Origin of the sequence: Frondihabitans cladoniiphilus (assembly GCF_039544345.1) — a bacterium.
Taxonomy (GTDB): domain Bacteria; phylum Actinomycetota; class Actinomycetes; order Actinomycetales; family Microbacteriaceae; genus Frondihabitans; species Frondihabitans cladoniiphilus.
Genome location: NZ_BAABLM010000010.1, coordinates 21,528 through 40,156, shown reverse-complemented (window position 1 = coordinate 40,156; position 18,629 = coordinate 21,528). Strand labels below are relative to the sequence as shown.

Sequence of the window (18,629 nt, the reverse complement as noted above, 5' to 3'; positions counted from 1 at the left end):
AAGGAAACATGCAATGGCAAGCCTGACGCTCTCGAAGGGGCACAACCTCTCCCTCTCGAAAGCCGACCCCGGGCTCCGCCGGGCGATGGTCGGCCTGGGCTGGGACCCTCGCACCACCGCCGGCACGGAGTTCGACCTCGACGCTTCGGCGATCCTCGTCACCGCTGCCGGCAGGGTCCGGTCGAACGACGACTTCATCTTCTACAACCAGCTCGCGGCCGCCGACGGCTCGGTCGTGCACCAGGGCGACAACCGCACCGGCGAGGGCGACGGCGACGACGAGCAGATCCTCATCGACCTGAGTCTCGTCTCGCCCGACATCGCGCGCATCGTCATCACCGTGACGATCGACCAGGGCGACGTCCGCGGCCAGAACTTCGGTCAGGTCCGCGAGGCGTTCTGCCGCGTCGTCAACGAAGAGAGCCAGCAGGAGGTCGTCCGATACGACCTCTCCGAAGACGCGGCCGCCGAGACCGCGATGATCTTCGCGGAGATCTACCGCAACGGGTCGGAGTGGAAATTCAGGGCAGTGGGCCAGGGTTATGCCACGGGCCTGCGCGGTATCGCCACCGACTTCGGCATCCAGCTCGACTAGAGAAAGCGACACGAGAATCATGGCAGGACTCAGCCTCGAAAAGGGCAACAACCTCTCGCTCACCAAGACCAGCCCCGGTCTCACCATCGCCACCGTCGGCCTCGGCTGGGACCCCCGGACGACCAGCGGCGAGGCGTTCGACCTCGACGCCTCGGCTCTGCTCCTCGGCGCCGACGGCAAGGTCCGCTCGTCTGCCGACTTCATCTTCTACAACCAGAAGTCGAGTGCCGACGGTTCCGTCGTGCACCAGGGCGACAACCGCTCCGGCGAGGGCGACGGCGACGACGAGCAGATCAACGTCGACCTGCGCATCGTGGCGCCCGACGTCCAGCGCGTCGTCATCGCGGTGTCGATCGACCAGGCCGACGCCCGCCGCCAGAACTTCGGGCAGGTGCGGGGCGCGTACTGCCGCGTCGTCGATCAGGACGGAGCCGAGGTCGTCCGCTTCGACCTCAGCGAAGACGCCGCCCCCGAGACCGCCATGGTCTTCGCCGAGATCTACCGGAACGGCTCCGAATGGAAATTCAAGGCCGTCGGGCAGGGCTACACCACGGGTCTCGCGGGCATCGCGGACGACTTCGGCGTGCAGCTCGGCTGACCAGCCCTCCCCCACCCCAGTCCTTCGACCAAGGCAGGTAACCAGAATGGCGTCACCCCTCACCCCGCCGAGTGAAGACGATCAGGCCGCGGCCCTCGTCCTCCGCGCCCCCGACGCTCCGGAGGTCGTCGAGGTCGACGACGCGCCCGGCATGGTCCCCGTCCCCGCCGAGCGGCAGGTCGAGATCCAGCGTCAGGCCCGCGAGTTCGTCGCGGATCTCGCGAACCTCGACCCGCGCTCCCCCGCCTTCACCGAGAAGGTCGACGGCATCTCGTCGATCGCCGGCAAAGAGATGACGGCCTCCGGCGGGTTCTCCAGCCGGATGCTCGACCGCTCGTCGACGTCGGTGGCCGGGGCCAAGCGGTCCGGCAACAACGCCCAGGCAGCCGTCGCGGGCACGCTGGGGCAGCTCCGCTCGACCGTCGAAGACCTGACGCCGAACCAGGCCGACCTCGGCGTCGGTCGCAAGATCCTGGGCTTCATCCCCGGGGGCAATAAACTCGCCAAGTACTTCCAGAAATACGAGTCGGCCCAGACCCAGCTCGACGCGATCATCAAATCGCTGATGTCGGGCCAGGACGAGTTGATGAAGGACAACGCCTCGCTCGCCGCCGAGAAGGTCCAGCTGTGGGAGACCATGCAGTCCCTCAGCGAGTACGCCACCTTCGCCAAGGCCCTCGACGCCGCGACGGTCGAGAAGATCGACTCGTTCAAGACGACGGGGCGGATGGAGGAGGCGCAGAAGCTCGAGGCCGACGTGCTGTTCCCGGTCCGCCAGCGGCACCAGGACATCCTGACCCAGCTCGCCGTCTCCGTTCAGGCCTACCTCGCGATGGACCTCATCCGGAAGAACAACCTCGAGCTGATCAAGGGCGTCGACCGCGCCCGGACCACCACCATCGCGGCCCTGCGCACGGCGGTCGTCGTCGCCCAGGCTCTGGCCAACCAGAAGATGGTCCTCGACCAGATCGACGCGATCAACACGACGACCAACAACATGATCCTCAAGACCAGCGAGATGCTGCGCGATCAAACCACGCGCATCCAGGAGCAGGCGTCCACGTCGGGCGTCAGCGTCGAGACCCTCCAGAAGGCCTTCGACAACGTCTTCGCCACAATGGACGCCATCGACACCTTCCGGTCGACTGCGGCGAACAACATGCAGGGCACCGTCACCGCCCTCGAGCAGGGCATCCAGAAGGCCAAGCCGTACCTCGAACGGAGTCGTCAGAGCGAGGGCCAGGAGGTCGGCACCGCGCGTCAGCTCGGCACGTCCGGCACCCCGGGGCAGATCGGCACCGGGCGCTGACATCGATGAGCGAGGTTCCCGCGTGATCCGGCGTTTCGTCGACTCGTTCCGTTCCCGGCCCGAGACGGGCGTCGTCGAGACACCCGACTCGGTGGTCGAGACCGAAGCGGAGGCGACCGCGCGGGCTCTCGACGAGCTCGGGGTGCGCATCCGCAGCCTGGGAGCCCTCATGCCGCCGCTGGTCACGTCGCGCCTCCGTCAACTCGACGACCTTCTGCGGGTGGTCCTCGTGACCGCCTCGGCAGAAGACGCCTCGACCGAGCAGCGTTTCCTCCTCGACACGATGATCCGCGACCACATCCCGACTCCCCTCGAGGCGTACGTCGCACTGTCCGCCGACGACCGCCGATCGGACTCCCGGGCCACCGGGCTGCTGCTCGAGCAGACCGCACTGATCCGCGAGACCCTCGACGACCTCCTGAACCAGATCCGCACTCACGCCGTGGCCGAGTTGTCGGTGCACGGACGCTTCCTGGCCGACAAGTTCCAGGCACCCGCCTTGACCTTGGACTCCGGGTCCTTTGCCGGCGGCCGTTGATGGCGACCATGGTGGCCGGCGCCAACGCCGCGCTCACGGCCGAGAACCCGGGGCTGTCCTCGGTCGTCGTCGCCCTCGGCTGGGAGCAGATCGAGAGCCGCGGTCCGCAGGCCGAGCTCGTCCCGCTCACGGTGCTGTGCGGGAGCGACGGCAAAGCGCTGTCGAACGAGCACCTCGTGTTCTTCAACCAGCTCGTCAGCGAGGACGGCTCCGTCGAGTTCGTCGACTCGGGCGACGCCGAAGAGATCGACGTCGACCTCTCTGGTGTGCCCGCCGAGGTCGCCAAGATCGTCTTCATCGTCTACGTCGACCCCGAGCTCCGGGGCCCCGGCACCTTCGCCTCGATCCGGTCCGCGTTCATCCGCATCGCGACGCCCGCCGGGGTCGAACTGGTCCGCTTCACCGTCTCGGCGGCTGACAACCGCAGCATCAACGCGATGATCTTCGGCGAGCTCTACCGGCACCGTGACGAGTGGAAGTTCCGCGCCCTCGGGCAGGGCTACACGACCGGACTGGCCGGCGTCGCCGCCGACTTCCGGATCGACTTCTAAGCCGTGGCGCTCGTCTCCCGCGGAGGAGTCCGCTCCGACCTGCCCTACCTGCGACGACGGGTCGCGCCACAAGCCGTTCGTCCGGAGCCGCCGACGCGTTCGGTGCCTTCAACGCCACGCGAGCCGGACGGGGTGGAGCCGCAGGGGGCCGCGGGGCGTTCACCCGCGAGCGAACCTCCGAGGCCGACAGGGCTCGTGCTGGGCGGAACCGTCGCAGCAGCCGAGGCGCCGGCCCGTGCATCCCGCCCTCGCTCACCCCAGCCCTTCGACGCACCTGCGCCTCGCGACGTGACCGGCATCGACGCCCGAGTGCCGATGGTGCGCCTCGACCGTCTGCAGTCGGCCATCGGCAGCCTCGTCGTGACCGGTGCGTCGTCGGTGGCCTGGGAGTCCGTCACCGGCCTGACCGGGGCGGCGAGCGACGAGAGCTCGGCCGAGGGTTCCCACAGCGGCAGCCACGTCGGCGCGGTCGTGCCCACCTCGGGCAACCGGCCCCTCGTCGGCTTCGACGAGGGCGCCGTCCTGGTGGCCCTCCGGCACGTCGGAGAACTGCGTCGGGGGCTCGTCGTCGGTCGCGGCGCCGGGGTGCTGGGCGTCCGCCTCCTCGACGGCGTGACCCTCACCGTCTCGGCCTGGGGGGAAGGCGATGTGCCCGCTCTCTCGCTGCTGGTCGTCGACGGACTTCTCGAACTGCGCGCCGAGCGGGTCGCGGCGGCGACGACCGACCCGGAAGTTCACCGAGAGTTCGGTTTCGCGATGACCCCGCAGTTCGACTTTCCCGAGCGCCGTCCCTGACAATCGATGATGCGCCACTTCGGATTCCTCGACGACGAGCACCGCGCTCGGCTGTTCCACGTCCCGCCGACCGACCTCTCGCTCGCGTCCGACCCGGCGCTCCTCGCGGTCGCGCTTGGCGCAACGCTCTACTCCCCCGGCATCCGCTCCTCTCTGGCCGACGACGTCCGCAAACAGGCGGCGCGCGGCGCTCTCAGCATGGTGCTCTGCCTGGAGGACAGCGTGCCCGACGACCGGGTGCCCGAGGCCGAGCGCAACGTCGTGCAGGCTCTGGCCGACCTCCAGGAGAGCGGCGACGGTGCCCTGCTGCAGTTGTTCGTCCGGGTGCGGACCCCCGAGCAGCTCCGATTCGTGGCCGACGCCGCCGGAGACTCGCTCGGCGTCCTCAGCGGTTTCGTCGTGCCCAAGTTCGAGAACGAGGACGGCTACGCCCTCCGCTTCCTCGACGCGCTGCACGACGCTCAGGCCTCCCGGCCCAGCGGGGCGCCGCGCCTCCGCATCATGCCGATCCTCGAGTCCCCCTCGATGGTTCACTCCGAGACACGCACCGACGCCCTGTCGCGCATCGGCGACGTGCTCCGCGACCATCGCGACGACGTCCTCGCCGTCCGCATCGGCGCGACCGACCTCTCCAGCGCCTACGGTCTGCGCCGCTCGCGCGACCTCACCATCTACGACGTGAAGGTCGTCTCCGCGGTCATCGGCGACATCGTCAACGTCCTCGGCCGACGCGACGGCGGCTACGTCATCTCCGGCCCGGTCTGGGAGCACTTCGCCGACACCGAGCGGATCCTCCGGCCTCAACTGCGCCTGACGCCGTTCGTCGAGGCCAGCGACGAAGAGCTGCGCCGCCGCATCCTGCTCGCCAACGTCGATGGGTTGATCCGCGAGATCACGCTCGACCAGGCCAACGGGCTGGTCGGCAAGACCGTGATCCACCCGTCGCACGTGCCCGTCGTGCACGCCTTGTCGGTCGTGAGCCACGAGGAGTACCTCGACGCTCAGGCCATCGTGGGGCGAACCGGCGGAGGGGCGGCCGCCTCGCCCTACGGCAACAAGATGAACGAGATGAAGCCGCATCAGGCCTGGGCGACGAAGACGTTGCTGCGGGCCGAGGCGTTCGGTGTCGCGGCATCGACGGCGACCTTCGTCGACCTCCTGGAAGCGAGCATGCGATGACCCCGTCCACCCGCGACACGTCGACCCCCGACACGTCGACATCCGACACGACCGACCACGACTCGACCGGCGTCGTGTGGTCTGGGGCCTGGGTCCGCGACCGTCTCGGCATCACCCTCACCTCCGACGACTCGGCCGGGCTCATCCCGCTCGAGGCGCTCGTGGGCCTCGCCCTGCGCCGCAACCCCCGGCGGGCGCACCTGCTCGTCTCCACGGTCCTTGCCAAGCACGTGCCGACCGTGCCCGAGCTCGCGCGGGCGGCCGGCGAACTCCTCGGCCTTCTGACCGCCGAACGCCTCGAGGGTGGCGCGCTGCCTTCGGGCAGCGGCGGTGCTGAGGGCACGACAGGGGCCGCGGGATGCTCGGTGCGGGTCGCAGCGCTCGGACGGGAGCTCGCCGCGTTGCTGAGCGTCGAGGAGCCGACGAGGGGCGCGGTCGCCCGGCTGCGGGGGCGCCTCGACGAGGTGAGGGGCGTGCATCCCACGGTCACGGTTCTCGGCTACGCGGAGACGGCCACGGGGCTCGGACGCCTGGTGGCCGACGCGCTCGGCTCGCCGTACCTGCACTCGACGAGGCACGCCGCCCCCGGCATGCCGGAGTTCGGCCGCTTCGAGGAGGAGCACTCGCATGCCACCGGGCACCGTCTGCTGCCGACCGATGCCACCTGGATCCGCCCTGGCGGCACGATCGTGCTGGTCGACGACGAGCTGAGCACGGGGCGGACGGTGCTGAACACGATCCGCGAGCTGCAGGCGCTGGTGCCGCAGGAGCGCTGGGTCGTGTCGGCGCTGGTGGATCTGCGCGACGATTCCGACCGGCAGGCGTTCGACGAGGTGGCCGCCGAGCTCGGGGTGAGCCTCGAGGTCGTGGCGCTGGGAGTCGGGCGCGTGACCTTGCCCGCCGACGTGCTGTCACTGGCCGACGAGCTGATCGCGGAGCTGCCCGGGCCGGCGTCGGCGGGCGAGGCGTCGACCGCCCTGTCGGCGGGCGGGGTCGAAGCCGGCGTCGTCGACTTCCTCGACCTCTCCGACGAGGTCGACGAGATCCGCAGCGACCGCTTCGGCAACCCCGCCGGGGTCTTCGACGACGCGGCGGCGGAGATCGCCCGACAGCTCGACGTCCCGGACGACGGCACGGCCCTCCTCGTCCTCGGCACGGAGGAGTTCATGGCCCTCCCCCTGGCCGTCGCCGAACGCTTCCCGGGCGACGGCGTCCGCTTCTCGACGACCACGCGCTCGCCCATCGCCGCGGTCGACTCCCCCGGCTACGCGATCCGATCGGAGATCGCCTTCGCCTCGCACGACGCCGTGGTCGACGGCCCGGGAACCCGCCACGCCTACAACCTGACGCCGGATGGTCGACGGTTCGCGCGCATCCTCCTGTTCCCCGAACCGGGCACCGAGACGGACGCGGTCACTGGCCCCGGCAGCCTGACCGAGGCCCTGGCGCGGGTCGCCGATCGCGTGACCGTCGTGCTGCTTCCCGCGGACGAGCCCGAGCGCCTGCCCGAGCCGCTGCGGGGCCCGGACTTCGGATCGTACGAGCCGTCCGATGTGCTGTGGCTGCTGCAGGATCTCGGCGACGTCGCGCTCGAGGCCCCTGCGGCGGAGCGGGAGGCCGCGATCCAGAGCGGCACGGCCAACTACGCCGAGTCCCTGCCCGTCGAGTACGTGCCCTCGGCGGAGTACCAGGAGCTCTACGCATCGGCCCTCGATCGATCGGCGCGGCGCGTGGCCGAGGCCGTCGGGGTCGTGACGGAGCTGTGCCTCGACGCTCGCGACGGCGCCCCGGTGCTCGTCAGCCTCGCCCGCGCCGGCACGCCGATCGGGGTGCTGATGCGGCGGTGGGCCCAGCAGGTGCACGGGATCGACCTGCCTCACCACACGATGAGCATCGTGCGGGGCGTGGGCATCGACACCACCGCCCTGCGCTGGCTCGCCGCCCACTACGACCCCGCCCGAGTGGTGTTCGTCGACGGATGGACGGGCAAGGGCGCGATCGCACGCGAACTGGCCGCCGCCCTGGCGAAGCACGCCGACGAGGAGGGCGCCCGGTTCGGCGCCGACCTGGCCGTCCTCGCCGACCCGGGGCACTGTGTGACGACTTTCGGCACGCGCGACGACTACCTGATTCCCTCGGCCTGTCTCAACTCGACCGTCTCGGGGCTCGTGTCGCGGACCGTCTACAGCCGCGCGCTCATCGGGCCGGGCGAGTTCCACGGGGCGAAGTTCTACCGCGAGCTGCAGGGCAGCGACGTGTCCCGTGACTTCATCGAGGCGGTGGCCGGGCAGTTCGACGAGGTTCGCGACGGTGTCGCCTCCATCGCCGCCATGCGTCGATCGGCCCCGCCGTCGGCGACGACCTGGGCCGGCTGGGCGGCGGTCGAGTCGATCGCCGCCGAGTACGGCATCGACGACGTCAACCTCGTCAAGCCGGGCGTCGGCGAGACGACACGGGTGCTGCTGCGGCGGGTGCCGTGGAAGGTGCTCGTTCGGCCGGACGCCCGCGACGACGTCGCGCACGTGCTGCTGCTGGCCGAACAGCGCGGTGTCGAGGTGGTCGAGGTGCCCGATCTGCCGTACAGCTGCGTCGGGTTGATCCATCCCGTCGGTGCTCCGGGCGCGACCGGCCCGACCGGTGCCCTGTGACGAGCATCCTCTTCGCCTCCGACCTCGACCGCACGCTCATCTATTCCGCCCGCGCCTTCTGGCTCGAGACGCGTGACGAGGATGCCCCGGCCATCGCCGTGGCGGAGATCTACCAGGGCGCACCCCTGTCGTACCTGACCCGTGCGTCCGAGACGTTGCTCCTGGGCCTGCGCGCCCGCGCGACCTTCGTCCCCGTCACCACCCGGACGGTCGCGCAGTACCGCCGTGTGCGCCTCCCCGGCGGCACGCCGGAGTGGGCCGTGACGACGAACGGCGGCGTGCTGCTGCATCACGGCGAGCCCGACGAGGCGTGGAGCGCCTCCGTCCGTCGGCGGACCGCCGAGCGCAGCGCGCCGCTTCCCGAGGTCCTGGCCTTGCTGTCGGCGCCCGCACTGGCCGCCTGGATCCTCCGGACCCACGATGCGGAGGGCCTGTTCCTCTACGCGATCGTCTCGCGTGACGATGTCGTCGATGCCGAGCTGACCGAGCTGACCACCGCCTGTGCGGATCGCGGGTGGACCGTTTCGCTTCAGGGGCGGAAGCTCTACTGCGTGCCTCGGACGATCGACAAGGCGTCGGCGGTCGACGAGGTGCGGCGCAGGGTGGGTGCATCGGCGGTGGTCGCCGCGGGCGATTCTCTGCTCGATCGGTCGATGCTCGAGCAGGCCACGGTTGCGCTCCGTCCGGCGCACGGCGAACTGCACGACGTCGCGTTCGAGGCGTCGAACTTGACGGTCACGGTCTCGCGGGGCATTCTCGCCGGCGAGGAGCTGCTCGGACTTGCCGCGGCCGCGGTGGAGCGCCTGGGCTGAGCGGAGCGGCACCCCGTGCCCGCGGAGCCGCACCCCGCTCCCGCGGAGCCGCACCCCACCGCACGCCGGCACCCCCTCGTCGACCGGGGTTCCCAGTGGCGAGCGGGGTGCAGGTCATCCACCGAACCGGGCCGGAGGCCGCAGGCCGCAGGCCGCAGGTCGCGCGCGCGACGCACACAGAACACCCGCTTGCCGCGCACGAAGAAGGCCCCCGACCGGAGTCGAGGGCCTTTCTGCTGCAGCGGAGTCTTACTTGCTGCCGAAGTTCTTGAAGCGCTGATTGAACTTCTCCACGCGACCGGCGGAGTCGAGGATGCGCTGCTTGCCCGTGTAGAACGGGTGCGAAGCCGACGAGATCTCGACGTCGATGACGGGGTACTCGACGCCGTCGAGCTCGATGGTCTTGTCGCTGGTGGCCGTCGAACGCGTGAGGAACGTCTCACCCGAGGCGAGGTCGCGGAAAACGATGGCGTTGTACGCGGGATGCGTGTCGGTCTTCATGGGGATCCTTTGGTCTGTGCGCACTGGTTTTTGCCAGCGCCGGTGTGAAAATCACGGAGGCCGAACGGCCAACCATCAACGGTACCAGATCGACGCCGCGGTGAGGGGTGAGGGAGGACGGGACGCGTCAGACCGCGCGCGCGGTGTAGCGGCCGTCTTCCGCCGTGACGGTGAGGCTCAACCCGAACGCCTCGCCCAGCGTCTCGGCAGTGACGACCTCGTCGAGCGGCCCGGAGGCCACGACGGCGCCCTTGCTGAGGAGCAGGGCGTGGGTGAAGCCGCGCGGGATCTCTTCGACGTGGTGCGTGACCATGACGATGGCGGGCGACCCCTCGGAGGACGCGTAGCCGCCGAGCATGCGCAGCAGCTCTTCGCGCGAGCCGAGGTCGAGCGACGCGGCCGGCTCGTCGAGCAGCAGCAACTCGGGGTCGGTCATGACCGACCGGGCGATCTGCACCCGCTTCTGCTCGCCGTCGCTGAGGTCGCCGAACGAGCGCTCGGCCAGGTGGTCGAGGTTCCATTCGTCGAGCACGCGGTGGGCGCGACGGACGTCGACGCCCTCGTACTCCTCGTTCCAGCGGCCCGTGACCGAGTAGGCGGCCGTCAAGACGACGTCGACGACCTTCTCCTTCGGTGGGATGCGTCGCGCGATCGTCGTCGACGCGAAACCGATGCGCGGACGGAGGTCGAACAGGTCGACGCTGCCGAGGTCGTCGCCCAGCACCTCGGCGCTGCCCGAGGACGGGTGCGTCTGTGCGGCCGCGACCTGGAGGAGCGTGGTCTTGCCGGCGCCGTTGGGGCCGAGGACCACCCAGCGCTCTTCCGACTCGACCGTCCAGTCGACCGAATCGACAACGGGTGTGCCGTTGCGGACGACGGAGACATCGGACAGCTTCAGGACGGTGGGCATGGCAGAACTCTATTCCACGGGAGGGGGCGGGAAGCCGAGTGAATCGGTGCTGTGAAGAAGTGCTTCACACCAGTTTTCGGTAGACCTCGAGGGTGCGCTCGGCGATGCTCGACCAGGAGAAGTCCTGTTCGGCTCGCAGGCGCCCGGCGCGACCCATGAGAGCAGCCAGGCCGGGGTCGGCGACGGTCTCGGTCAGGGCGGCGGCCAGGTCGTTCACGAACTTGTCGGGATCGAGCGGGGTGCCCGTGCCGTCGGTCGCCTGCTCGATCGGGACCAGGCGCCCGGTCAGTCCGTCGGCGACGACCTCGGGGATGCCTCCGGTCGCCGTTCCCACCACCGGGAGGCCGCAGGCCATCGCCTCGAGGTTGACGATGCCGAGCGGCTCGTAAATCGAGGGGCAGACGAACACGGTCGCCGACGAGAGGACGGCGCAGAGCTGGTCGCGGGGCAGGATCTTCTCGATCCAGACGACGCCGGTCCGGGTCTCCTGGAGCTCCCGGACGAGACCGCTGACTTCGGCCATGATCTCGGGGGTGTCCGGGGCTCCGGCGCAGAGGATCAGCTGGACGTCGGCGGGCAGCAGGGCGGCCGCGCGCAGGAGGTACGGCAGGCCCTTCTGACGCGTGATCCGCCCGACGAACACCACGGCGGGCCGGTCCGGGTCGATTCCCAGGGAGCGGACCAGTTCGGGTTCGTCCAGACGGCGCCAGCCTTCGAGGTCGATGCCGTTGTAGACGACCTCGACCTTGGACTCGTCGATGGTCGGGTACGAGCGGAGGATGTCGCGGCGCATTCCGTCGCTGACGGCGATGACCCGGTCGGCCGTCTCGTAGGCCTGACGCTCGATCCAGCTCGACACGCGGTAGCCACCGCCGAGCTGTTCGGCCTTCCACGGCCGCAGGGGCTCGAGGCTGTGGGCGGTGAGCACGTGAGGGATTCCGTGCAGCATCTGCGCCAATTGCCCGGCGGCGTTGGCGTACCAGGTGTGGGAGTGCACCAGGTCGGCGCCTTGGACGTCGCCGGCGATGGCCACGTCGACCCCGAGGGTCTTGAGGGCGCCGTTCTGCTCGGCCAGCTCTGGAAGGTCGGGGTAGCCCGTCGTGCCGTCTTCTTCGACGGCATTTCCGAACGCCCGGACCCGGACGTCGATGGAGGGCCGGAGCGCCTTCACCAGCTCCGTCACGTGGACGCCCGCCCCGCCGTAGACGTTCGGAGGGTATTCCTTGGTGATCACATCGACTCGCACGTCGCTTACCGTAGTCGCCCGCACGCGAAACGTGCCATTCTGGCGTCATGGCATCAAAGAAGATCTTCGGCATCGTGCTGGCCGGCGGCGAGGGCAAGCGCCTCATGCCGCTCACCGCGGATCGCGCGAAGCCCGCAGTCCCGTTCGGTGGCAACTACCGTCTGATCGACTTCGCCCTGTCCAACCTCATCAATTCGGGCCTCCGCCAGATCGTGGTGCTGACCCAGTACAAGTCGCACAGCCTCGACCGGCACGTGTCGCAGACCTGGAGCATCGAGGGTCTCCTCGGCGCCTACGTCGCTTCCGTGCCCGCGCAGCAGCGGCTCGGCAAGCGCTGGTTCGCCGGCAGCGCCGACGCCATCCTCCAGAGTCTCAACCTGGTGCGCGACGAGAAGCCGGACATCATCGTCGTGGTCGGCGCCGACCACGTCTACCGGATGGACTTCGCCCAGATGGTCGAGGCGCACATCGCCTCGGGCAAGAGCGCCACCGTCGCGGCGATCCGCCAGCCCATCTCGCTGGCCGACCAGTTCGGCGTGATCCAGACGAACGCCGACGACGCGACGCTCATCGACGCGTTCCTCGAGAAGCCGAAAGACGCGGTCGGTCTCTCCGACTCCCCCGACGAGGTCCTTGCCTCGATGGGCAACTACATCTTCAATGCCGACGCCCTCATCGACGCGGTGCTCCGCGACGGCGAGAACCCCGACTCCGCGCACGACATGGGCGGCGACATCATCCCCGACTTCGTGTCTCGGGGCGACGCGGCGGTGTACGACCTGAACCGCAACGAGGTCCCCGGGTCGACCGAGCGCGACCGCTACTACTGGCGCGACGTCGGCACGATCGACTCGTTCTACGACGCGCACCGCGACCTCATCGCCGCCCTCCCGGTGTTCAATCTCTACAACACGGATTGGCCGATCTTCAGCCAGCAGCTCAACTCGCCCCCGGCGAAGTTCGGCCGCGACGAGCACGGAAACCCGGGCTCGGTCATCGAGTCGATCGTCTCGCTCGGCACGGTCGCCGTCGGCTCGCACATCGAGCGCAGCGTCATCGGCCCCTGGAACACCCTCGATTCGGGCAGCCGCGTCGTCGACTCGGTGCTGTTTGACCGGATCTACGTCGGCAAGAACTCGATCGTCAATCGGGCCATCCTCGACAAGGACGTCGTGATCGTCGACGGCGCGCACGTCGGTCTCGACGCCGAAGCGGACCGGGCCCGAGGCTTCACCGTCACCGAGTCCGGCATCACCGTCGTGGGCAAGGGCGTGCGGATCGAGCCGTAGCGCTCGAGTCCGCCGGCGTCCGGCTTCCCGCCCCTGTCGGAGCGCGGCACGCACCGCCAGTAGGGTGGTCGCGTGCCGCGCTTCCTCCTCGTCCTCGACGTCGATTCCACGCTCATCGAGAACGAGGTGATCGAGATGATCGCCGACGCCGCGGGGTCCCACGACGCGGTCAAGGCCATCACCGACCGGGCCATGGCGGGCGAGATCGACTTCGCCGAGAGCCTGCGCGAGAGGGTCGCCACGCTCGAGGGGCTCGACGTCGGCGCCCTCGACTCCGTCCGTCGTGACGTCGTCGTCACGCGCGGGGTGCCCGAGCTCGTCGAGGGCGTCCACGCGGCCGGCGGTCTCGTCGGGGTCGTGTCCGGCGGCTTCCACGAGATCCTCGACCCCCTTGCGGAACGGCTCGGGCTCGACTTCTGGCACGCCAACCGGCTCGAAGCGGTCGCCGGGCGTCTCACTGGCTTCGTCGACGGCCCGATCGTCGATGCGGCGGCCAAGGCCGAGGCGCTTCGCGAATGGGCGCGGGATGCCCGGGTCGACCTCGCGCACACGGTCGCGATCGGCGACGGTGCCAACGACCTCGCCATGATGGAGGTCGCCGCACTCTCCGTGGCCTTCGACGCCAAGCCGCGGGTGCGGGCGGCGGCCGACGTGGCGATCGCGACCCGCGACCTCGCCCAGGTGCTGCCCCTGCTCGGCCTCCGAGGCTGATTCGCCCGGGCCCGTGCATCCCGCCTTCTGGCCCTGAGGGGCTAGTGGCCCATGCCGAGCCCGCCGTCGACGGGGATGACAGCGCCCGAGATGTAGCCGGCGTCGTCGCCGGAGAGCCACGACACGACGCCCGCGACCTCGTCGGTCGACCCGAAGCGCCCGGCCGGGATGCTCTTCTTGTAGTCGGCCTGCTGCTGCTCGGGCAGGACGGCGGTCATGTCGGTCTCGATGAAGCCGGGCGCCACCACGTTGGCGGTGATGCCGCGCGCGCCGAGCTCGCGCGTCAGGGAGCGCGCAAAGCCGACGAGAGCGCTCTTCGACGCCGAGTAGTTGGCCTGGCCCGCGCCGCCGTAGAGGCCGACCACGCTGGAGATCAAGACGATGCGGCCGAAGCGCGCCTTGAGCATGCCCTTGCTGGCTCGCTTGACGACGCGGAACGCTCCCCCGAGGTTCGTGTCGACGACGGAGGTGAAGTCGTCGTCGGACATGCGCATCAGGAGCATGTCCTTGGTGATGCCGGCGTTGGCGACGACGACCTCGATCGGCCCGAGGGCCTGCTCGACCTCGGTGAACGCGGCGTCGACGCTGGCCCAGTCGGTGACGTCGGCCGTGACGGTGAGAGTGCCCTCGGGGCCTTCGCCGGAGCGGGCGGTCACGGCGACGCGGTGGCCCTCGGCGACGAATCGCTCGGCGATCGCGAAGCCGATCCCTCGGTTGCCGCCGGTGACCAGAACGGTTCGGGACGTCGTCATGTGCTTCTCCAAAGATCGGTCCGCCGGAGGTCGGCGGTGGCGCCGGCTGCGGGAACGATGGGAGCTGCGCCCCACGGCCGCCGACAAGCCTAGTGTTCGAGGGGAACGACTTAGCATTGTCCTGTGTGTGTCCGATCGAGACGCCCGTGAGCCCGTGAGTGGATGAAGACCAAGACGAAGACCCAGAGCAACTACGCCATCACCTCCCTGCCGCCGTCGGCCGCCGACGACCGTCACGGGCGGATGATGCGCTACTTGATCGCCATGCTCATCCGCATGGTCTGCATCATCCTGTGCTTCCCGCTGCCCGGCTGGTGGAAGATCCTGCCCGCGATCGGCGCCGTCGTCCTCCCCTACGTCGCTGTGGTGCTCGCCAATGTCGGTCAAGACACGAAGGGCGCCGAGGTCGAGCGTCCCGGCGGTCTGCAGGTCTACCGGCCCGAGGCCCAGCCGTCGTCCGCGTTCCCGTCGGGCGAGCAGGCGACCCCGGGCGGCCGATACGCCGGCGAGGGGCGGTCCACCCCGTGGGCCTCCGATCCCGGCGAGACCTTCCCGACGGCGTCCGGGCAATCGACCGGGGCATCCCGTCCTGCGCCTGGCACGGCTCGCCCGGCCGGCTCACGTCCTGCTCCGGCCGGATCCCGTCCCGCACCCGCCGGGGCCCGTCCGGCTCCCGCAGCTACCCGTCCCGCAGCGGCCGACGACTCGTCCGACATCGTCGTACACCCGTCCGAGGCCCGCGGCGACGGTCGTCAGGCTCCCATCCGGCCGATCGTGATCCACCCCTCCGACACGCAGCCTCCCGAGCGCGGGCAGTGAGCCTGGGCGGGATGCTCGGTGGGGGCCTCTTCGGCGGTGCCGGCCCGAGCATCCCCCAGTGCTCTCGCGCCGGCTGCCGTGAAGACGCGACGCAGAGCATCCACTGGCGGAACCCCAAGATCCACGGGATCGACCGGGTGAAGGTCTGGGGTGCTTGCGACGAGCACGTAGAATTCCTCTCGGAGTTCCTGCGGACCCGCGACTTCCCCGTCGTCGTCACCCCGCTGGGCGAGACGGTCGAATCGGTCGGAGTGGAGGGCCCCTGATGCGCGAGTGGCGCTTCGTGCTCTCGAAGAAGTGGCTCGGCTACTTGGGCGTCGCAGTGGCCTTCGCCCTCATCTGTGTGATCCTGTCGCACTGGCAATGGGACCGCCGCACCGAGAACCTCACCGAGTTGAATCGCCTGAACGCCAACTACAACGCGAAGCCGGTCGAGGTGACGAGCATCCTGCCGTCCCTGACGTCCTACACGGCGAACGACGAGTACCGCCCGGTGAAGGTCACGGGCACATACCTCGCCGACAAGTTCTTCCTCGCGCGCGACCGTTCGTACAACGGCTTCCCGGGCTTCGAGGTGCTGGTGCCGCTCAAGACCGCATCGGGCGACGTCTTCATCGTCGACCGCGGCTGGGTCGCGACCGGCAACACGCACGACTACCCCGACTCGATCCCCGCTCCCCCGACCGGCACCGTCACCGTGACCGCCCGGCTCGCGGCCTCCGAGCCGCAGATCTCCGGACGCACCGACGTGCCGAACAGCAACGAGGTCGCCGTCATCGGGCTGAAAGACCTGCAGTCGAAGCTGCAGCTGCCGACCTACACCGGCGCCTACGGGCAGCTCGTGCGCGAGAGCCCGTCGGTGGCCAAGCTGCCGTTCCTCGCGCAGAAGCCGACGATCGACTACGGCTTGAACCTGTCGTACGCGATCCAGTGGGTCATGTTCGCGGTGGCGGCCTTCGGCTTCCTGATCTACGTCATCCGTCGCGAATACGACCTCCGGTACAGCGACGAAGAGGACCAGCAGTGGCTCGACGAGATGCGGGCCTACAAGAAGGCCAAGCGCGGGCCCGACGACAAAGAGATCGAAGACGAGCTGCTCGACAAGGCCGGCTACGAGAAGTCGCGGCCCGGCGAGCAGGTCGGCACCGGTCGGTAGCGGCTCTGGCTGTGGCTCCGGCTCCGGCGCCGGCTCCGGCATGGCGTCGGGGCGGCTGCGCCGGGAAGCTGCGCTGCGTAGCTGCGCCGTGCCACGTATCACGGACTCCGCACCGTGCCGCGGCACGTCTCAGTGTCCGTCTCCGGTGGCGTGGGGTTCCGGCACCTCAGGTAGCTCCGAAGCCTCGCGGCGTCTTCCGGCGAGCCCCCGACAATCCGGCGTGTCTCCGTCGAGCCGGCGTGCGTCAGCGGTAACGGCAGTCCCCCGTCGATTCGGCGGGCCCCCGCAAGAGGGGCGGGTCCCTGCAAGAACGGCGGGCCCCCTCAATCCCGGCTCACCCCGCCCTCGTTCTCGGCGGAAACCCCCCGCCAATACGAGGGGTTCGTGCCGAAACGGCGGGGTGACGGAGAGCAGCAGCCGGCCCGCCGCACAGCCCTGCCCGCCCCACAGCCAGGCCCGCGCACGCTCCGGCCCGGCGCACAGCAGAGCCCGCGCACAGCCCGGCGGGCGCACGCTCCGCAGGCGCGCGACTACGCCAGCGTGATCAGATCCGAGTAGTCGGGCGTCCAGTGGTCTTCGGTGCCTTCGGGCATGATCAGCACGCGCTCGGGGTTGAGCGCCTCGACCGCGCCCTCGTCGTGGCTGACGAGCACCACGGCGCCCTCGTAGTTGTTGAGCGCGTCGAGGATCTCGAGGCGCGACGCCGGGTCGAGGTTGTTGGTGGGCTCGTCGAGCAGCAGTACATTGGCGCCCGAGACGACAATCATCGCCAGGGCGAGGCGGGTCTTCTCGCCACCGGAGAGCACGCCGGCCGGCTTGGCCGAGTCGTCGCCCGTGAAGAGGAAAGAGCCGAGGACGCGCCGCGCCTCCATCTCGGTGATGTTCGGCGACGACGAGACCATGTTCTCGAGCACGCTGCGCTTCACGTCGATCGTCTCGTGCTCCTGGGCGTAGTAGCCCACGCGGAGGCCGTGCCCGGGCTCGAGCTGCCCGGTGTCGGGCTCGTCCACACCGGCGAGGATGCGCAGCAGCGTGGTCTTTCCGGCGCCGTTCAGCCCGAGGATGACCACCTTCGAACCGCGGTCGATCGCGAGGTCGACGGCGGTGAAGATCTCGAGCGAGCCGTAGCTCTTCGAGAGGTTCGTGGCCATGAGCGGGGTGCGGCCGCAGGCCGCCGGGGTCGGGAACCGCAGCTTCGCGACGCGATCGACGACGCGCACGTCGTCGAGACCCGCGAGCAGCTTCTCGGCGCGCGCGACCATCTGGTGCGCCGCGGCGGCCTTGGACGCCTTCGCACCGAACCGGGCGGCCTGCTTCTGCAGCTGACCGGCCTGCTTCTCGGCGGTGGCCCGCTCCTTCTTGCGACGCTCCTCGTCGGACGCGCGCTGGCGCTGGTAGTGCTTCCAGCCCATGTTGTAGATGTCGATCTGCTGCCGGTTGGCGTCGAGGTAGAAGACCCGGTTGACGACCTCGTCGACGAGTTCGATGTCGTGGCTGATCACGATCACGCCGCCCTGATAGGTTTTCAGGTACTCGCGCAGCCAGACGATCGAGTCGGCGTCGAGGTGGTTGGTGGGCTCGTCGAGGATCATCGTCTCGGCGGCGGAGAAGAGGATGCGCGCCAATTCGATGCGGCGGCGCTGGCCACCCGAGAGAGTCGACAGCGGCTGATCGAGAATGCGGTCGGGCAGGCTCAGGTTGCTGGCGATCGAAGCCGCTTCGGCCTCAGCGGAGTAGCCGCCGAGCGCGTTGAATCGGTCGTCGAGGTCGCCGTACCGCTTCATAGCCTTCGCCGCGACCTCCGGGTCGTCGCTGCCCATCTCCATGGTGGCCTTCTGGATTCCGAGCAGGATCTGACCGAGACCCCGGGCATCGAGGATGCGCGTGCGGGCCAGGTCTTCCGGGTTGCCGCTGCGAGGGTCTTGAGGCAGGTAGCCGATCTCGCCCGTCTTCTCGATGGTGCCGCCGGTCGGCATGGTCTCACCGGCCAGCGTCTTGGTCATGGTGGTCTTGCCGGCGCCGTTCCGGCCGACGAGGCCGATCTTGTCGCCCTTTTCGACTCGGAACGTGACGCCTTCCATGAGGAGGCGGGCGCCTACGCGAATCTCGAGGTCGTGCACGGAGAGCACAGCAAAAGTCCAATCATCTGAGGAGGTGTCCACAACGCCGCCCGACGATGGGCCGCCCCTAGGATGAGAGGGATCGAAGCGTGGAACCAGA

At 69.7% G+C, this 18,629-nt stretch carries 19 protein-coding genes; 14 read left to right on the top strand and 5 right to left on the bottom strand.

Annotation, left to right across the window (positions count from 1 at the left end; translation table 11 throughout):
- Window positions 1–13 precede the first annotated feature (13 nt).
- The 9 genes from ABEA39_RS15670 to ABEA39_RS15630 all read left to right on the top strand — a co-directional run bounded on the left by ABEA39_RS15670 (window position 14) and on the right by ABEA39_RS15630 (window position 9,025).
- Entirely contained in the window at window positions 14–595 is a 582-nt protein-coding gene (locus tag ABEA39_RS15670) for a TerD family protein (RefSeq protein WP_345376896.1), read from the top strand.
- A gap of 19 nt (window positions 596–614) precedes the next feature.
- Window positions 615–1,193: a TerD family protein gene (locus tag ABEA39_RS15665; protein ID WP_345376895.1), complete on the top strand. Its 579-nt coding sequence runs from the start codon at window positions 615–617 to the stop codon at window positions 1,191–1,193.
- A 46-nt stretch (window positions 1,194–1,239) separates the two neighbouring features.
- Complete coding sequence (locus ABEA39_RS15660; protein WP_345376894.1) at window positions 1,240–2,502, top strand: toxic anion resistance protein; 1,263 nt, start codon at window positions 1,240–1,242, stop codon at window positions 2,500–2,502.
- 22 nt (window positions 2,503–2,524) lie between these two features.
- A complete protein-coding gene (locus ABEA39_RS15655; RefSeq protein WP_345376893.1) occupies window positions 2,525–3,040 on the top strand; it encodes a hypothetical protein in 516 nt (171 codons plus the stop codon).
- Complete coding sequence (locus ABEA39_RS15650) at window positions 3,040–3,591, top strand: TerD family protein (RefSeq protein ID WP_345376892.1); 552 nt, start codon at window positions 3,040–3,042, stop codon at window positions 3,589–3,591. The genes ABEA39_RS15655 and ABEA39_RS15650 overlap by 1 nt, the downstream gene beginning before the upstream one ends.
- 288 nt (window positions 3,592–3,879) lie before the next feature.
- Window positions 3,880–4,386: a hypothetical protein gene (locus ABEA39_RS15645; protein WP_345376891.1), complete on the top strand. Its 507-nt coding sequence runs from the start codon at window positions 3,880–3,882 to the stop codon at window positions 4,384–4,386.
- A gap of 6 nt (window positions 4,387–4,392) precedes the next feature.
- Window positions 4,393–5,565 (top strand): HpcH/HpaI aldolase/citrate lyase family protein, encoded by a 1,173-nt coding sequence (locus ABEA39_RS15640; RefSeq protein WP_345376890.1) that lies wholly within the window; start codon window positions 4,393–4,395, stop codon window positions 5,563–5,565.
- Window positions 5,562–8,213, top strand: coding sequence for a phosphoribosyltransferase domain-containing protein (locus tag ABEA39_RS15635; RefSeq protein ID WP_345376889.1), 2,652 nt, complete (start codon window positions 5,562–5,564; stop codon window positions 8,211–8,213). Before ABEA39_RS15640 ends, ABEA39_RS15635 begins: the two co-directional genes overlap by 4 nt.
- The gene (locus ABEA39_RS15630; RefSeq protein WP_345376888.1) at window positions 8,210–9,025 is read left to right on the top strand and encodes an HAD family hydrolase; all 816 of its coding nucleotides are present in this window, start codon (window positions 8,210–8,212) and stop codon (window positions 9,023–9,025) included. The genes ABEA39_RS15635 and ABEA39_RS15630 overlap by 4 nt, the downstream gene beginning before the upstream one ends.
- 249 nt (window positions 9,026–9,274) lie before the next feature.
- Here ABEA39_RS15630 and ABEA39_RS15625 read toward each other — a convergent pair whose 3' ends face one another.
- The 3 genes from ABEA39_RS15625 to glgA form a co-directional block, all read right to left on the bottom strand.
- On the bottom strand, window positions 9,275–9,526 hold the full coding sequence (locus tag ABEA39_RS15625; RefSeq protein ID WP_345376887.1) for a type B 50S ribosomal protein L31: 252 nt from the start codon (window positions 9,524–9,526) through the stop codon (window positions 9,275–9,277).
- Window positions 9,527–9,653: 127 nt separating this feature from the next.
- On the bottom strand, window positions 9,654–10,436 hold the full coding sequence (locus ABEA39_RS15620) for an ABC transporter ATP-binding protein (protein WP_345376886.1): 783 nt from the start codon (window positions 10,434–10,436) through the stop codon (window positions 9,654–9,656).
- Window positions 10,437–10,500: 64 nt separating this feature from the next.
- The gene (glgA, locus tag ABEA39_RS15615; protein ID WP_345376885.1) at window positions 10,501–11,682 is read right to left on the bottom strand and encodes a glycogen synthase; all 1,182 of its coding nucleotides are present in this window, start codon (window positions 11,680–11,682) and stop codon (window positions 10,501–10,503) included.
- A gap of 47 nt (window positions 11,683–11,729) precedes the next feature.
- Here glgA and ABEA39_RS15610 point away from each other — a divergent pair, with 47 nt between their 5' ends.
- Both ABEA39_RS15610 and serB read left to right on the top strand, forming a co-directional pair.
- The gene (locus tag ABEA39_RS15610) at window positions 11,730–12,971 is read left to right on the top strand and encodes a glucose-1-phosphate adenylyltransferase (protein WP_345376884.1); all 1,242 of its coding nucleotides are present in this window, start codon (window positions 11,730–11,732) and stop codon (window positions 12,969–12,971) included.
- Between the two features lie 72 nt (window positions 12,972–13,043).
- The gene (serB, locus tag ABEA39_RS15605) at window positions 13,044–13,682 is read left to right on the top strand and encodes a phosphoserine phosphatase SerB (RefSeq protein ID WP_345376883.1); all 639 of its coding nucleotides are present in this window, start codon (window positions 13,044–13,046) and stop codon (window positions 13,680–13,682) included.
- A 41-nt stretch (window positions 13,683–13,723) separates the two neighbouring features.
- Here serB and fabG read toward each other — a convergent pair whose 3' ends face one another.
- A complete protein-coding gene (gene fabG / locus ABEA39_RS15600; RefSeq protein WP_345376882.1) occupies window positions 13,724–14,434 on the bottom strand; it encodes a 3-oxoacyl-ACP reductase FabG in 711 nt (236 codons plus the stop codon).
- Window positions 14,435–14,596: 162 nt separating this feature from the next.
- Here fabG and ABEA39_RS15595 point away from each other — a divergent pair, with 162 nt between their 5' ends.
- From ABEA39_RS15595 to ABEA39_RS15585, 3 genes are read left to right on the top strand one after another with little or no spacing between them, the layout of a single operon-like run.
- Window positions 14,597–15,253, top strand: coding sequence for a DUF3099 domain-containing protein (locus ABEA39_RS15595; RefSeq protein ID WP_345376881.1), 657 nt, complete (start codon window positions 14,597–14,599; stop codon window positions 15,251–15,253).
- Window positions 15,254–15,264: 11 nt separating this feature from the next.
- Window positions 15,265–15,519 (top strand): hypothetical protein, encoded by a 255-nt coding sequence (locus ABEA39_RS15590; RefSeq protein WP_345376880.1) that lies wholly within the window; start codon window positions 15,265–15,267, stop codon window positions 15,517–15,519.
- Complete coding sequence (locus ABEA39_RS15585) at window positions 15,519–16,409, top strand: SURF1 family cytochrome oxidase biogenesis protein (protein WP_345376879.1); 891 nt, start codon at window positions 15,519–15,521, stop codon at window positions 16,407–16,409. Before ABEA39_RS15590 ends, ABEA39_RS15585 begins: the two co-directional genes overlap by 1 nt.
- 530 nt (window positions 16,410–16,939) lie before the next feature.
- Here ABEA39_RS15585 and ABEA39_RS15580 read toward each other — a convergent pair.
- Window positions 16,940–18,538, bottom strand: coding sequence for an ABC-F family ATP-binding cassette domain-containing protein (locus tag ABEA39_RS15580; protein WP_345376877.1), 1,599 nt, complete (start codon window positions 18,536–18,538; stop codon window positions 16,940–16,942).
- Between the last annotated feature and the right edge of the window lie 91 nt (window positions 18,539–18,629).